The sequence below is a fragment of the Campylobacter sp. IFREMER_LSEM_CL1890 genome (assembly GCF_025772045.1).
GTDB classification, from domain to species: Bacteria; Campylobacterota; Campylobacteria; order Campylobacterales; family Campylobacteraceae; genus Campylobacter_D; species Campylobacter_D lari_D.
The window spans coordinates 1-14,668 of record NZ_JAKMRK010000006.1 but is presented as its reverse complement, the minus strand read 5'-3'; the positions used below and the strand labels follow the sequence as shown (position 1 = coordinate 14,668).

The 14,668-nt window shown below is 29.2% G+C and carries 11 protein-coding genes; 8 read left to right on the top strand and 3 right to left on the bottom strand.

Features of this window, described 5'->3' with window-relative positions:
* Positions 1 to 33: 33 nt before the first annotated feature.
* The 3 genes from fumC to L8W57_RS04080 all read right to left on the bottom strand — a co-directional run bounded on the left by fumC (position 34) and on the right by L8W57_RS04080 (position 5,710).
* Positions 34 to 1,425 carry a class II fumarate hydratase gene (fumC, locus tag L8W57_RS04090; RefSeq protein ID WP_133319352.1) on the bottom strand — a complete coding sequence of 464 codons (1,392 nt, stop codon included), beginning with the start codon at positions 1,423 to 1,425 and terminating at the stop codon, positions 34 to 36.
* 127 nt (positions 1,426 to 1,552) lie between these two features.
* Complete coding sequence (gene glmS / locus L8W57_RS04085; RefSeq protein WP_133319351.1) at positions 1,553 to 3,352, bottom strand: glutamine--fructose-6-phosphate transaminase (isomerizing); 1,800 nt, start codon at positions 3,350 to 3,352, stop codon at positions 1,553 to 1,555.
* A gap of 3 nt (positions 3,353 to 3,355) precedes the next feature.
* Positions 3,356 to 5,710 (bottom strand): nucleotidyltransferase, encoded by a 2,355-nt coding sequence (locus L8W57_RS04080; RefSeq protein WP_263662051.1) that lies wholly within the window; start codon positions 5,708 to 5,710, stop codon positions 3,356 to 3,358.
* 120 nt (positions 5,711 to 5,830) lie between these two features.
* Here L8W57_RS04080 and mqnE point away from each other — a divergent pair, with 120 nt between their 5' ends.
* From mqnE to L8W57_RS04040, 8 genes are all read left to right on the top strand, one after another.
* Positions 5,831 to 6,895 (top strand): aminofutalosine synthase MqnE, encoded by a 1,065-nt coding sequence (gene mqnE, locus L8W57_RS04075; protein ID WP_133319349.1) that lies wholly within the window; start codon positions 5,831 to 5,833, stop codon positions 6,893 to 6,895.
* A gap of 8 nt (positions 6,896 to 6,903) precedes the next feature.
* Positions 6,904 to 8,220, top strand: coding sequence for an NCS2 family permease (locus tag L8W57_RS04070; protein WP_263661047.1), 1,317 nt, complete (start codon positions 6,904 to 6,906; stop codon positions 8,218 to 8,220).
* Between the two features lie 9 nt (positions 8,221 to 8,229).
* Complete coding sequence (locus tag L8W57_RS04065; protein ID WP_133319347.1) at positions 8,230 to 8,670, top strand: phosphoribosyltransferase; 441 nt, start codon at positions 8,230 to 8,232, stop codon at positions 8,668 to 8,670.
* A gap of 61 nt (positions 8,671 to 8,731) precedes the next feature.
* A complete protein-coding gene (locus tag L8W57_RS04060; protein ID WP_133319346.1) occupies positions 8,732 to 11,125 on the top strand; it encodes a molybdopterin guanine dinucleotide-containing S/N-oxide reductase in 2,394 nt (797 codons plus the stop codon).
* Between the two features lies 1 nt (position 11,126).
* The gene (locus tag L8W57_RS04055; RefSeq protein ID WP_133319345.1) at positions 11,127 to 11,660 is read left to right on the top strand and encodes a hypothetical protein; all 534 of its coding nucleotides are present in this window, start codon (positions 11,127 to 11,129) and stop codon (positions 11,658 to 11,660) included.
* A 6-nt stretch (positions 11,661 to 11,666) separates the two neighbouring features.
* Entirely contained in the window at positions 11,667 to 12,824 is a 1,158-nt protein-coding gene (locus tag L8W57_RS04050; RefSeq protein WP_263662049.1) for a hypothetical protein, read from the top strand.
* Entirely contained in the window at positions 12,821 to 13,561 is a 741-nt protein-coding gene (locus tag L8W57_RS04045; protein WP_133319343.1) for a Tfp pilus assembly protein FimT/FimU, read from the top strand. The genes L8W57_RS04050 and L8W57_RS04045 overlap by 4 nt, the downstream gene beginning before the upstream one ends.
* A 78-nt stretch (positions 13,562 to 13,639) precedes the next feature.
* Positions 13,640 to 14,668: cache domain-containing protein (locus L8W57_RS04040; protein ID WP_263659815.1), on the top strand; the 1,029-nt coding region annotated here is incomplete at its 3' end.

Sequence of the window (14,668 nt, the reverse complement as noted above, 5' to 3'; positions counted from 1 at the left end):
TTAAAAAGACTAGGGTTATTCCTAGTCTTTTGATTATTTTTTTACTCCTATCATTTTTGTAGGATCTACAAATTTAGCAAAGTCTTCTTCGCTTACTAAGCCAAGTTCCATAGCACTTTCTTTTAAAGAAATACCTTTTTTATGAGCATTTTTTGCTACTTTAGCTGCATTTTCATAGCCAATATGCGGATTTAGTGCAGTTACTAGCATTAAAGAATTATGTAAATTATGATCTATTTTTTCTTTATTTGGCTCTATACCAACAGCACAATGGATATTAAATGAATGCATAGCATCAGCTAATAAATCAAGGCTTTGCAAGAAGTTATAAATAATCACAGGTTTGAAAACATTAAGCTCGAAATTTCCTTGGCTTGCTGCAAAGCCAATAGTTGCATCATTTCCCATAACTTGCACTGCAACCATAGTTAAAGCTTCGCATTGGGTAGGATTAACCTTGCCTGGCATGATAGAACTTCCTGGCTCATTTTCAGGTATGTTTAATTCCCCAAGACCACATCTAGGACCACTTGCTAGCCATCTAATATCATTTGCTATTTTCATTAAATTTGCAGCTAAGCCTTTCATGGCTCCATGAGTAAAATTAATTGCATCATGGCTTGTTAGGGCATGGAATTTATTTGGACTTGAAATAAATTTAGTGCCTATTAGCTTGCTTAATTCTTCGCTTACTTTTTCACTAAGTTCTGGATGAGCATTTAATCCTGTGCCAACAGCCGTTCCACCTATTGCAAGTTCTCTTAATGTAGGTAAAGAAGCGATGATTTGCTCTTTTGAGTGAAGTAACATAGAAAGATATCCGCTAAATTCTTGAGCTAGGGTAAGTGGTGTAGCATCTTGAAGGTGAGTTCTTCCTATTTTAATAATTCCTTCAAATTCTTTTACTTTTTTTTCAAAAGTTGCAATAAGCTCATCTAAAGCAGGGATAAGTTTTTTCTCTACTTGCTCTACCGAAACTATACTCATAGCAGTTGGAAAAGTATCATTTGAACTTTGACTCATATTTACATGATCATTTGGATGAACAAGCTTTTCTTTTCTAAAATCTCCACCCATAATTTCAGTTGCACGGTTTGCTATAACTTCATTCATATTCATATTGCTTTGAGTGCCTGAACCTGTTTGCCATATTGCTAATGGGAAATTATCGTCAAATTTTCCTGCTACAATTTCATCGCAAGCTTGCACGATAGCATTTTTTTTAACATCATCTAATTTGCCAAGTTTATTATTTACTAAAGCCAAAGATTTTTTAAGATTTGCAAAAGCATAAATTAAAACTTTTGGCATTTTTTCACAACCAATTTTAAAATTTTCAAAACTTCTTTCAGTTTGTGCTCCCCAATATTTATCATTAGGAACTTTAATCTCTCCCATAGTATCGTGTTCGATTCTGTATTCCATGGCCTTTCCTTGTAATAAAATAAGTTGTGATATTTAAACTAAATAAACCCTAAAGTTTGCTTATAATTTAAGAAGTATTTATAAAATTTTTTAAAAAAGTGTAGTTTTTTTCAAAACTACACAAATATTATTCTACTGTAACACTTTTTGCTAGATTTCTTGGCATATCCACATCATTGCCAAGTCTTATAGAAACTTCTAAAGCTAGAAGTTGTAAGATTACCATCATTTCGAAAAATTCGCACATATAGTGCTCTTGTTTTGAAGTTTTTATAAAATCATCACTTAAATCAAAATCAAGTGGAGAGATAGCAAGTAAAGTAGAATCCCTTGCAGCTAATTCTTCTACATTTGATTTTGTTTTTTCATAAAGACAATTTTGCGGCATTAATGCAACGGTAAAAAGCTCACTATCTGCTAGAGCAATAGGTCCATGTTTCATCTCTCCTGCCGGATAGCCTTCAGCATGTAAGTATGAAATTTCTTTAAGTTTTAAAGCTCCTTCTAGTGCTAATGGATAAAATACATCTCTTCCTATAAAGAAAAAGCCATGGCCATGTAGGTATCTTTTTGAAATTCTATGTACTTTTTCATGTAAGTTTTGTTCAACTTTAACTATACTTGGCAAGCTTCTTAGAGCTTTGATTTCTTTACTCATATCTAAATTTGCTTTTTGTGCAAGATAGATTGCAAGCATCCATAAAGTTGCTACTTGAGTGGCAAATGCTTTAGTTGAAGCTACACCTTTTTCAATGCCCGCTCTAGTAAGTAAAGATATATCAGCCAAACGCACGATGTTAGAATTATCCACATTACATATTGCTAAAGTTTTAACTCCTTGTGTTTTTGCTATTTTTAAAGCTTCTAATGTATCAGCTGTTTCACCGCTTTGAGAGATTACTATAAAAAGAGTATTTTTACCTATAATAGCTTCTCTGTATCTAAATTCACTTGCTACTTCAACTTTAGTTTTAATTTTTGCAAGTCTTTCAAGTAAATAAGCCCCACTTAATGCTGCATGATAGCTTGTACCACAAGCACAAAGTGTGATTTCATCTATGTTTTGTAAAAGAGTTTCATCTATATCTTCAAAAACAATCTGCTCACCTTGTAATCGTCCCATTAAAACTTCGCCTAAAACTCTACTTTGCTCATAAATTTCTTTTTCCATGAAAAATCTATAACCATCTTTTTGAGCATAACTTTTATCTTGACTTAAAGCCACAAAAGTAGGTTGTATATAAGCTTGATCATGACAAATTTTGCATTCATTTAAATTAACATATCCATAATCTCCATCTTCAAGATAAGCTACTTTATCCACTAAAGAAACTAAAGGTGCATCACTTGATGCAAAATAATATTCATTTTCATCGCCATTTTTTCCGATGATGAGTGGTACAGCATTTTTAGCAAAATAAATTGTATTAGGATCTTTTTTACTCACAAGTAAGATTGCAAAAGCACCTTTTAGTTCAGCTATAGTCTTTTTAAAAGCTTCAAATGGCTCTAAATTACTCGCATGATATTCAAATAAATGTACAATAACTTCAGTGTCAGTTTGACTTAGAAAATTAATACCTTCTTGTGTGAGTTTTGTTTTTAATTCTTGGTAATTTTCTATGATTCCATTATGTATTACACAAGAGTATTGTCCTAAATGTGGATGCGCATTTATTTCGGTTGGTTTTCCATGAGTTGCCCAACGCGTATGGCCTATAGCAAGCCCAAATCCATCACTATTAAAATTAGCAGTCTTATTAGCTAAATTTTCTAATTTTCCAACCGCTTTAAAAAAGTCTAATTCTCCATCTTTCATTACTGCTATACCGGCGCTATCATAACCTCTATATTCAAGCTCTTTTAAACCTTCTAATATGATTTTTTTCTTTTCTTTAGTTCCTATATAACCTACTATTCCACACATCTTTTACTCGCTTATTAGTGATTTAAGAATTTGATCTTTATGATCTTGCAAGCTTTCATTTTTATGCAAAATCAAAACATTTCGCGTTCTTTCTTTTATAGTTTGAATTTTTGCTGCACTTAAGATAATATCATATCTTACAAGCACATCCATTACATAAGCCATTAAACCTTTTTGATCTTTTGTGTTTAAGGTTATTTTGGCATAGCTTTTGGAATAATTCATGTCTAATTTTAATTCATCTTTTTTAATGTTTGGTTTTTTTGCTTTTTTTTGTACTTTTAAATGTAATTTAGAATTAAGTAAATTTTCTAAACTTTGTTTTTGATTATCACTTACTATATCTGAATATTCAAATTTCAGATAAACTTTTTCATCAAATAATTCAAAAAAACTCATAAAGACTAAATTTAAAGAACTTAAAGTGTTGAGTATATTTTCAAGATTATTTTTTCTATTCATTATAAGCTCTAGAGTAAAATTATCTTGATTGTCAAGCCAAAAAGTAAAATTTTCTTTTTGCGCAATCTGTGTTATTTTAATAATTTTTTCAAAGCTATTTTTTATAAAAAAGAGATTAGATTTAATATGAGTGATATTGTTTTGAGTTTGCTCATCAAGATCTAAAAAAGCCTTGCTTCTTTTTAGGGTTTGTTCTTTTTTTACCCTTCTTTGACTCTCATCAATTAAATTTTCATCCTCAAAACCTTCTAGTGCATTTTGAAACAATCTTTCTAAACTTTTATAATAAAAATGATTTTCTATACCCAAAGCTTTAGCATTGCAAAAAGATAAAAGATGTAAGGTTTTTAGGGTATGAGTATCATTTAATTTGGAAATAAAATTTAATACAATAGTAGAATTATAAATATCTTCTTTTTCTATAATATCTTTAAAAGCATTGAAATTTTTAAATAATCTTAAGCCAAAATCTAAAAGTTCATTATCAACTTGGAATTTTCCAACATAAGCTCTGTAAATATTAGCTAAAGAAATTTCATTTTCTTCATGAATAGCACTTAAAAGTATGGTAAGCTTTATTATTAGAAGTGTTTTTTTATCAAATTTGCAATCTTTTTCTTCAAAGTATTTTAAGCAAAGTAATGCTCTATCTAATGCGCTATAAACACCTTCTTCTTCGAGTAAAAATTTACTTTGAATTAATGGTTTGCAAAAATCTTTTAAAATGTTTGCATTGTTTAGTAGTTTTAAAATACTAAAAGAATGTTTTTTTTCTAATATACCTTTAAATAACTCCAAATTTTCATCATTATTTTTTGCTCTTTTTAATGCAAAAATTAGTTTAATATCAAAAATAAATTCCTCATCTTCTAGTTTTAAAAGTCGATTGAGTATTGAATTTAAATTTTCATTTTCATCTGAATGAGTAAAAAAGTTATCTTGTATTTCATAAAGTTTATTTTCTTTATAATGTTTTTCCTGGATGCATCTTGCTAAAAAATGTGTATAAATTCCACAAATTTGCATACTTTGCATTGCTTTTTGAATGAGTATGGATTTAAGATCTAAATTTTTCTTTTCTTTTTTATGCATTAAGTTGGCAAGTTCTTGTGAATTTTGTATTAAAAATAAATTTGTGTTTTTACCTTCTAAAAGATTCATTGCACATTTAAGTGAAAATAAAAAATCACTCGCAAGCTTAAATTCGCTAAATTCTTTTTCATTGATAAAATTAAGCATATAATTTTTGGGAGAATCTTTAAATAAAATATTTAAATTTTCTATATTAAGTTGCTCATCTAAACCGCCAAAATTTTTATTAATATCAAATTCTTGCTTGATTAAAGGTTGATAATAAGGGTTAAATTCTTGCAAGATTTTTAGAGCAAATTCTTCTTTTAACTCATCTTGAGCTTGGGAAATTTTTTCTTTGATTTGTTTAAATAAAATCTTAGAGCCACTAATATAGCGGTATTGTAAAATATTTTGTTTAAGCTCATTTTTAGCTATATTATAAAGTCCATTTATTTCACAAATTTGATAGTTAATGCTTAAACCAATATCGTTTAAAAAAGTAATAAATGCTTTCATTAAAGGCTTAATATTATAAGCTTTTATATCTTTATAAATAAGCAATAAATCAATACTTTCTTTTATGCTTAAATTCATTTTAGCATATTGTTTAATGGCGATAATACAAAAAGGAATTTTGTCATTATGTGGAAAAAAATCATCAAAAAAATCATTTAAAACAAGTTCATAAATATCTTCTATAAAACGATCAATCTCTTTAGAATGGTAAAAGCTAAAAGAGCCTTGCTTTAAAAAAAGTCTAGAACAATATGCCTCATAGTCTTTTAAAGAATTTTTTAATTTTTGAATTTTTTGCATATCCATTTTTGAAAATTATTCCTTGCTTTAAATTTTTGTTAAAATCATACCAAAAAATACTTTGTATTAAATTTTAAGTAAGTTAAAATTATAATTGTAGTTTAAAATTAAAAATATGGTAAGAATATGCAAACAATTATAGAAAAATTAGAAAATCAAGAAAGATTAAACGAAGAAGAGGCTAATAAACTTTGGGATTTAGAGCTTTTTACTCTAGCTAAATATGCACAAAAAATTCGTACTAATTTGCATGGCAAAAAGGTTTATTTTAATATCAATCGACATATTAATCCTACAAATATATGTGCAGATACTTGTAAATTTTGTGCTTTTTCAGCACATAGGAAAAATCCTAATCCTTACACTATGACACATGAAGAGATAATGAAAATAGTTGATGAGACAGTTTTAAGAGATACGAAAGAAATTCATATTGTTTCAGCGCACAATAAAAATACATCATGGCAGTGGTATTTAGAAATTTTTAAAATGATTAAAGAAAAATATCCATTTTTACACATTAAAGCTCTAACTGCTGCTGAGGTTGATTTTTTAAGTAGAGCTTTTGATATGAGTTATGAAGAAGTGATAGAAAAAATGCTTGAGTATGGTGTTGATTCTATGCCAGGTGGTGGAGCTGAAATTTTTGATGAAGAAGTTAGAAAAAGAATTTGTCATGGTAAGGTAAGTAGTGAAAATTGGTTAAAAATTCACAAACTTTGGCATGAAAAAGGCAAACAAAGTAATGCTACTATGTTATTTGGGCATATAGAAAGTAGAGAAAATAGAATTAATCACATGATAAGATTAAGAAATCTCCAAGATCAAACAAGTGGGTTTAATGCTTTTATTCCTTTAGTTTGGCAACAAGATAATAGTTTTATTACAGGTAAAAAGCCACTTGGCTCGGTGGAAATTTTAAAAACTTTAGCTATAGCAAGAATAGTGCTTGATAATATTAAAAATATCAAAGCTTATTGGGCAACTATGGGTATAAATTTAGCTATGGTGGCTCAAGATTTTGGTGCAAATGATTTAGATGGTACCATAGAAAAAGAAAGCATACAAAGTGCAGGTGGAGCAAAAAGTTCAAATGGCTTAAGTTTAAAAACCTTCATAGAGATGATTCAAAGTTCAGGTTATATAGCAATAGAGCGAGATAGTTTATATAATGAACTAAAAATTTATTAAGGATTAAAATGGATTTTTTTAAACTTAAAGAGCATAATAGCGATGTAAAAACTGAAATTTATGCAGGTATTGCTACCTTTTTAGCAATGATTTATATTATACCAGTTAATGCTAATATAATGAGCAATTCAGGTATGCCACTAGAAGCTTTAATCGTAGCAACCGCTTTGGTAACTATTATAGCTACTACTTTAAGTGCTTTTTTCTCTAATACTCCTGTGGCTATGAGTGTAGGCATGGGATTAAATGCGTATTTTACTTTTAGCGTGTGTAATACTTATCAAATTCCTTGGCAAAGTGCTTTGGGGGCTGTTTTTTTATCAGGTATTGTTTTTACTTTATTATCTTTTACTAATTTTAGAATTTGGGTTATAAAAAGCATACCAAATGATCTAAGAAAAGCTATATCAGCGGGTATTGGAACTTTTATAGCTTTTATGGGACTTGTGCAAATGGGAATTATCACCAAAAGCGAAGCAACTTTAGTAGGCTTGGGAGATTTTTCAAGCACTAAAGTGCTTTTTGGATTATTTGGTTTGTTTTTAGTTTTTGTTTTTTGGGCTTGGAGGATTAAAGCTGCTTTTATCTTAGCTGTTTTTGTAAGTGCTTTGTGTGCTTGGATTTTTGGTATTGATGGAGCTAGGTTTCCAGAACAACTTTTGTCGATGCCAGTTATAAACGGAGATAATGGCTTAAGTGCAATATTTGGTAAGCTTGATATTAAAGGAGCTTTAGAACTTAGTATGATTCCTATAGTGCTTACTTTTTTTGTTACTCAGCTTTTTGATAGCGTAGGGACAATCACAGGCGTAGGTTCAAGAGGAAAAATATTTGATGATCCAAAACAAGGTGATAAAAAACTAGGAAAAACTTTAGGAGTAGATGCTGTTAGTTCAGCTATGGGAGCAGTTGTTGGTACCTCTACTGTAACGGCATTTGTGGAGAGTTCAGCAGGAGTTGAAGCAGGCGGTAGAACAGGTCTTACAGCTTTAGTTACTGCTATATGTTTTGTTTTCACTTTATTTTTACTACCGGTATTTAAAGCTATTCCTGCAAATTCTATTTATCCTGTATTGGTTCTTGTTGGAGTTTTAATGTTTATGGAAGTTGCAAATATTAATTTTAAAGATAAAGCAATAGCTGTGAGTGCGTTTTTTATTATTATTATGATGCCACTGACTTATTCTATTACAACAGGTTTTGCTTTTGGTTTTATTGCGTATTTATTTATGCGTATTATGCAAAAAGAATTTGATAAAATTAATCTTGGAATTATCATTTTAAGTGCAATTTCATTATTGGTATTTTTATTACAATTTTTATAGGAAGTGATTATGTATTATTATGCTTATGAAGAATTTCAAAAAGAAATTATCCCTTTTACGCGCAAAATAAAAGAGGAATTTAATCCCGATGTTTTACTTGCTATAGCAAGAGGTGGTATGACTTTGGGCCATTTTTTAGCAGAAGGTATGGGTAATAGAAATTTATTTTCTTTAAATTCTATCCATTATGAAGATACTCAAAAATTAGATACGATTAAAATTTTTAATATTCCTGATCTTAGTTCATATAAAAAAGTTCTTTTGGTAGATGATATCATAGATAGTGGTGAAACTATGATAGAAATTAAGAGAGTCTTAAGTCAAAAGTTTCCTCATTTAGAGCTTAAAGTAGCAAGTGTTTTTTACAAAACTTCAGCATTATTAATCCCTGAATTTTATATTAAAGAAGCTAAAGAATGGATCGATTTTTTCTGGAGTATTAAAATTTAGTTTATTATTAGCTATAAATAATACAATATAATTAAATACTAAACTAAAAGGAAGGACAAACATGAGTTTAACAAGAAGAAAATTCTTAAAAGGTCTTGCTGCAACTTCAGCAGTTGCTTCCGTTAATCCTTTAATGGCAGCACAAACAAAATTTTACGATACTAAAAAAATTCCTCACGCAACTCACTTTGGTGCTTTTTGGGCTGAAGTAAATTCAGAAGGAAAAATAGTAAAAGTTACTCCACAAAAATCTGATAAACATCCTTCAGTAATAACTGATGCTATTATCGATAGAACTTATTCAGACACTAGGGTAAAGTATCCTTGTGTTAGAAAAAGCTTTTTAGAAGGTAAAAAAAGACCTAAATTAAGAGGTAAAGAACCTTTTGTAAGAGTAAGTTGGGAGAAAGCTTTAGAGCTTGTATTGGAAAAATTAAAAGAAACCCCTATTGAAAATTTATTTAATGCAAGTTATGGTGCATGGGGACATGTAGGTTTATTGCACAATTGTAACTCAGTAGCAGGAAGATTTTTTAACACCGCTTTAGGTGGCCATATTGGCACTGATGGTGAGTATAGTAATGGTGCTGCTGGTAAAGTAAATGCTAGCATAGTAGGAGATTTGGAAGTTTATTCTTTACAAACTTCTCATGAAGTTATTTTGGAAAACACTCAGGTTTATGTTTTATGGGGAGCTGATCTTTATAAATGTAATCAAATTGATTTTAAAGTTGCAAATCGTGGTAATGATGATTATTATAAAAAATACAGCAAATCAAAAATTAAATTTATAACTATCGATCCTCAATATACTCAAACAGCAGAAATTTTAAATGCCCAGTGGATTAAGATTCGTCCAAATACTGATGTTGCTTTAATGCTTGGTATGATGAATTATTTATATAAAAGTGGAAAATATGATAAAAAATTCATTGAAAAATACACTGATGGTTTTGACAAATTCTTACCTTATTTGCTTGGAAAAACTGATGGTATTGATAAAACTCCAGCTTGGGCTGCAAATATTACCGGCGTTGAAGAAAAAGTTATTACTGCATTAGCAGATACTTTTGTAAAAAATAGAACCTTTTTAGCAGGTAACTGGGCTATGCAAAGAGCACACCATGGCGAGCAAGCTGATTGGACTTTAATGGTTTTAGCTTCAATGATAGGTCAAGTAGGCTTGCCTGGTGGTGGATTTGGTTTTTCTATGCATTATTCAGGTGGTGGTCAAGCATTTTCAGGTGTAAGATTACCAGTAGGTTTACCACAAGGTAAAAATAATCTTGATACTAATATTCCTGCAAGTAGAGTTTCAGAAGCTATTTTAAATCCAGGTAAAACAGTTAAATTTAAAGGTAAAGAAATCACTTATCCTAAAATTAAACTCATGTATGTAGTGGGCGCTTCTGTATTGGGCCATCATCCAAATACAAATGAACTTATCAAAGCTTTAAGAACACTTGATACATTAATTGTACATGAGCCTTGGTGGACTCCTATGGCAAAAATGGCAGATATTGTATTACCTTCAACTACAACTTTAGAAAGAGATGATATTAGCTTTGGTGGCTCTTATTCTCAAGATTATGTTTATGCTATGAAAAAAGTAATTGAGCCTTATTTTGAAAGTAGAAATGACTATGATATTTTCGAAGAATTAGCAAAAAGAATTGGCGAGAGAGAGCATAAAAAATTTACAGGTAATAAAACAAAACAACAATGGCTTGAAGGTTTTTATGGAAGAAGTGATTGTCCTTATTATATGGAATTTGCTGACTTTTGGAAACAAGGTTTTATCCATTTTGAACCACCAAAAGAAGCTTATAATTTTGTAAGACACTCTGAATTTAGAGCCGATCCTGTGGCAAATAAACTTGCAACAGAAAGTGGAAAAATCCAAATTTATTCTCCAAAATTTGAAAAATACAATTTAGATGATTTTAAAGCACATCCAACATGGTTTGAGCCTGCAGAGTGGCTGGGTAATGAAAAATTAGTTAAAAAATATCCTTTCCATTTAGTAAGTCCACATCCAAGATATAGAGTGCATTCTCAACTTGATAATACTTGGGTAAGAGATTTGTATAAAATTCAAGGTAGAGAGCCTGTGATGATTAATACAAATGATGCTAAAAAACTTGGCATTACCCACGGAGAAGTTGTAGAAGTATATAATGATCGTGGATCACTTTTAGCAGGTGCTTTTGTAACAGATAATATCATGGAAGGGGTTATTAGTATCCAAGAGGGTGCTTGGTATGACCCTGAAGATGTAAGCGATAGCAAGCCAAGATGTAATGCAGGCCATGTAAATGTTTTAACAAGCTCAAGACCAACTTCAACTATGGCTCAAGCAACTAGTGTAAATACTTGCTTAGTGGGTATTAAAAAGCTAAAAGAAGTTATAAAACCTTATAATTCAACTACACCACCAGAAATCATAGGAGCTTAAAATGAAGAAAATTATATTGACATTAACTTTTTTAGCTAGTGCTTTGTTTGCTAAAGATATGTTTATTTTTAATGAAAAAGTAGATCTTTTAGATAGTGCTAGTAAAAAAGTAGTAGGACAAATTTATGAAGGCTCTAAAGTGGAGCTTATAAAAGAAGAAGGTGAATACTCTTTAATTAAAGTCAAAGGTGAGGTTGTGGAGTCAAATCCAAAAAGCCTTGCTTATACCAAAGATGGAATTTATCTTTTACTTACTTTAAATGGTAAAAATGCAAGTAATGAAATGGAATTTTTAGTTAAAAGTAAAGATTTGACCGATCAAGAAATTCTTGCTTGGGATGAGATAGAATTAACTTATTATGATACTTGCACAAGTTGTCACGCAGCACATAAACCAAAAGAACATTTAATGGAAGAATGGGATGCATATTTATCTGCTATGCAAGGTTTTGCTAAAATCACTGATGCGGAAAAAGATAGAATTTTAAGATTTTTACAATCTCACGCAAGTAATGGGCCTGTAAAACTTGACTAATCAAAAATGAAAAGGTATTTATTAGCCGTTTTATTTTTTGATTTTTGTGCTTTATTATATGGTGTAAGCACTTTATCTATCAGCTATAGTGAAGCACAAATTTATTTTTACGATCATAGCTTAATTGCTATGATTGCTAGATTTGGTACTACTCTTCTTGGACAAAATGATTTTGGATTAAGACTCCCGTTTGTTTTGTTGCATTCTTTAAGTTGTATTTTGTTGTATATTTTGGCTTTAAGATACACCAAAACTTCTTTTGATGCTTTTATTTCTGTTGTGCTTTTTATATTACTTCCTGGTAGTGTAGCCAGTGCTTTGCTTATCAATGAATCTAGCGTAGTAATATTTTTTACGCTTTTGATTTTGGTGCTGTTTGAATATAAAAAATTCTTTTTATTTTATATCTTGTTTTTTTTAGTTCTTTTTGTAGATGGAAATTTTGTAATTTTATATTTATCTTTTTTCTTTTTTGCTATATATAAAAAAGATAAATTACTTATTGCATGCTCTTTGATTTTATTTGCTATTGCAATGAGTATTTATGGTTTTGATGCAAGTGGAAAACCTAAAGGATATTTTTTAGATACTTTAGGTATTTTTGCAGCTTGCTTTTCACCTTTAATTTTTCTTTATTTTTTTTATGTTATTTATAGAATTCTTTTACAAGATGATAAACCTCTTTTATGGTTTATTAGTGCAACTACTTTTGTTTTTTGTTTGATTTTTTCTATAAGACAAAGACTTTTTTTAGAAGACTTTTTACCTTTTTGTGTAGTTTGTACTCCATTATTAGTTCGTTATTTAATGTCTTCTTATCGCTCAAGAATGCCACAATTACGCCTAAAACATAAAATTTTTATAGAATGCTCTTTAGTTTTTTTACTATTTTTTTATCTTGGTATTATTTTTAATCAAAGTTTTTATTATTTATTAAAAGATCCAAAAAAACATTTTGCTTATGATTATCATATTGCTAAAGAATTGTCTTTAAAATTAAAACAAAGAAATTTTACACATATTTTCACTAAAGATAAAGAGTTAGCTTTAAGACTTAAATTTTATGGTATTTCCAAAGGTAAATTAGAACTTCATTCTAGTAAAAAAGCTAGTAAGATATATGTTAGTTTAGGTAAGCATAAAATTTATTATTATATAAAATGAAACAAGCTTTTACTTTAATAGAACTAGTTTTTGTTTGTATTATATTGTCTTTATTGTTTTCTATGGGGTATTTTTATTACAAACCTGACTATTTGCGTTTAGGGGCTGAACAAATTTTAAATGATATTAAATACACAAGACATTTAGCATTAATACAAAATGATTTTAGAGTAAAAGAATTTAACATTGCTAAACGAGAGTGGTTTAAAGCCAAATGGCAATTATATTTCATACGCTCAAAGTCAGCTACAAATAATGAACAAACTTATACTATTTTTTTAGATAAAAATGGTGATGGTAATGCAAATATAGGTAAAAACATGATTAATAAAGACAGAGAAATAGCTGTTGATTTAATTAATCCAAACTTATTGATGAACTCAGGACAAAGCGGAGTAATAAATCAAAATGATTCTAAGGCGAATTTAAAATATAATATAGAAAAAACATATGGTATTTCAAAAGTTTTGTTTGAAGGTGCTTGCAAGGGAAGTACGCGTTTAATTTTTGATGATTATGGTCGCTTATATACACCTTTGAAAAATGCTATGCGTCCTTATGATAAACTTGCTTCTTTTAATAATGATTGCATTATAAGATTATCTAATAAACAAGATCAGCATATATGTATAGTTATAAATCCTATTAGCGGTTATGCTTATATACCTCATTTTTCTTCACTAAACCAGCAGAGTATTATTTTAAATAATAAACAAATATTTTGTCATAATATATAATTTTTATTAAAATTTATTATTTTTTTGATAAAATATATTTACTAAAATACTTCAATTTAAATACAAAAAAGGAGATATATGAATGTAAATACACAAATGAGTGTGAAAAATAAATTGTCCATTGTTGTTGGTGTTATTGTCTTTTTAGCTTTATCAATAATCACTATAATGGCATTTGTTTCTAGTAGAAATAATTTAATTTCAAACAGTAAACAAGCGAATGAAGATTATTTATTGATCACAGAAACTCAAGTGGAAGGATATGTTGATGGTTATATAGATATTTTACTTGCCATAAAAAAATACATTGATTCTTTGGGAAAAAATCAAGTTTTAAATTTTGATTCTATGGAGCAAATACTAGGAGATGATTTAAAAATTTTTAAAGATGGATCAAATACTTTAGCTGTCTATGTTGGTTTTCCCGATGGAACTATGCTTGTAAGCGATACTGTTTCTGATAAAAAAGGAGTTAATTTTAGAAAAAGAGGTGGTGGAGTTTCTTCTTATGATGATCCAAGTTACGATGCTACTTCTAGAGACTGGTATAAAGGGGCTATTGCAAATGATGGAGTGTTTATAAGCGATGTTTATGAAGATTCTGTTACAAAATTACCTAGTTTTACTTATTCTACCCCGATCAAGAAAAATGGTAAGTTGATAGGTGTTTTAGGTGTTGATTTACTGCTAACATCTTTGCAAAAGACCTTTGAAAAACTTCCAGGAAATGTTTTTGTTTTTGATACAACAAGCTCTATTCCTTTTGCATCAAATAATAAATCACTAATCTTAACTCAACATCCAAGTATAGAAGAGATAAAAAAATATCATCAGCAATTTGGAGATTATAAAACATTTGAATATATAAGCGTTGATACACAAGAAGAAAGATTTGGAATTTGCGCTAATATAGATAATTCAAAAGCTAAAGTAAGCTATATTGCTTGTGCAACTCAAAAGCAAGATGAGTTGGAAATGTTGGTTTTAAAAGACGCATATAAGCAAATTATTTTTTCTATTATTATATTGTTTATTTCATGTTTTGCTATTTACTTTTTTTCTTCAAAATTGCTATCCCCTTTACAAGCAATCCAAAAAGGTATCAAT

Coding starts and splice junctions, on each gene's coding strand:
- fumC (WP_133319352.1), bottom strand. CDS start 1,425: ATGGAATACAGAATCGAACACGATACTATGGGAGAGATTAAAGTTCCT.
- glmS (WP_133319351.1), bottom strand. CDS start 3,352: ATGTGTGGAATAGTAGGTTATATAGGAACTAAAGAAAAGAAAAAAATC.
- L8W57_RS04080 (WP_263662051.1), bottom strand. CDS start 5,710: ATGGATATGCAAAAAATTCAAAAATTAAAAAATTCTTTAAAAGACTAT.
- mqnE (WP_133319349.1), top strand. CDS start 5,831: ATGCAAACAATTATAGAAAAATTAGAAAATCAAGAAAGATTAAACGAA.
- L8W57_RS04070 (WP_263661047.1), top strand. CDS start 6,904: ATGGATTTTTTTAAACTTAAAGAGCATAATAGCGATGTAAAAACTGAA.
- L8W57_RS04065 (WP_133319347.1), top strand. CDS start 8,230: ATGTATTATTATGCTTATGAAGAATTTCAAAAAGAAATTATCCCTTTT.
- L8W57_RS04060 (WP_133319346.1), top strand. CDS start 8,732: ATGAGTTTAACAAGAAGAAAATTCTTAAAAGGTCTTGCTGCAACTTCA.
- L8W57_RS04055 (WP_133319345.1), top strand. CDS start 11,127: ATGAAGAAAATTATATTGACATTAACTTTTTTAGCTAGTGCTTTGTTT.
- L8W57_RS04050 (WP_263662049.1), top strand. CDS start 11,667: ATGAAAAGGTATTTATTAGCCGTTTTATTTTTTGATTTTTGTGCTTTA.
- L8W57_RS04045 (WP_133319343.1), top strand. CDS start 12,821: ATGAAACAAGCTTTTACTTTAATAGAACTAGTTTTTGTTTGTATTATA.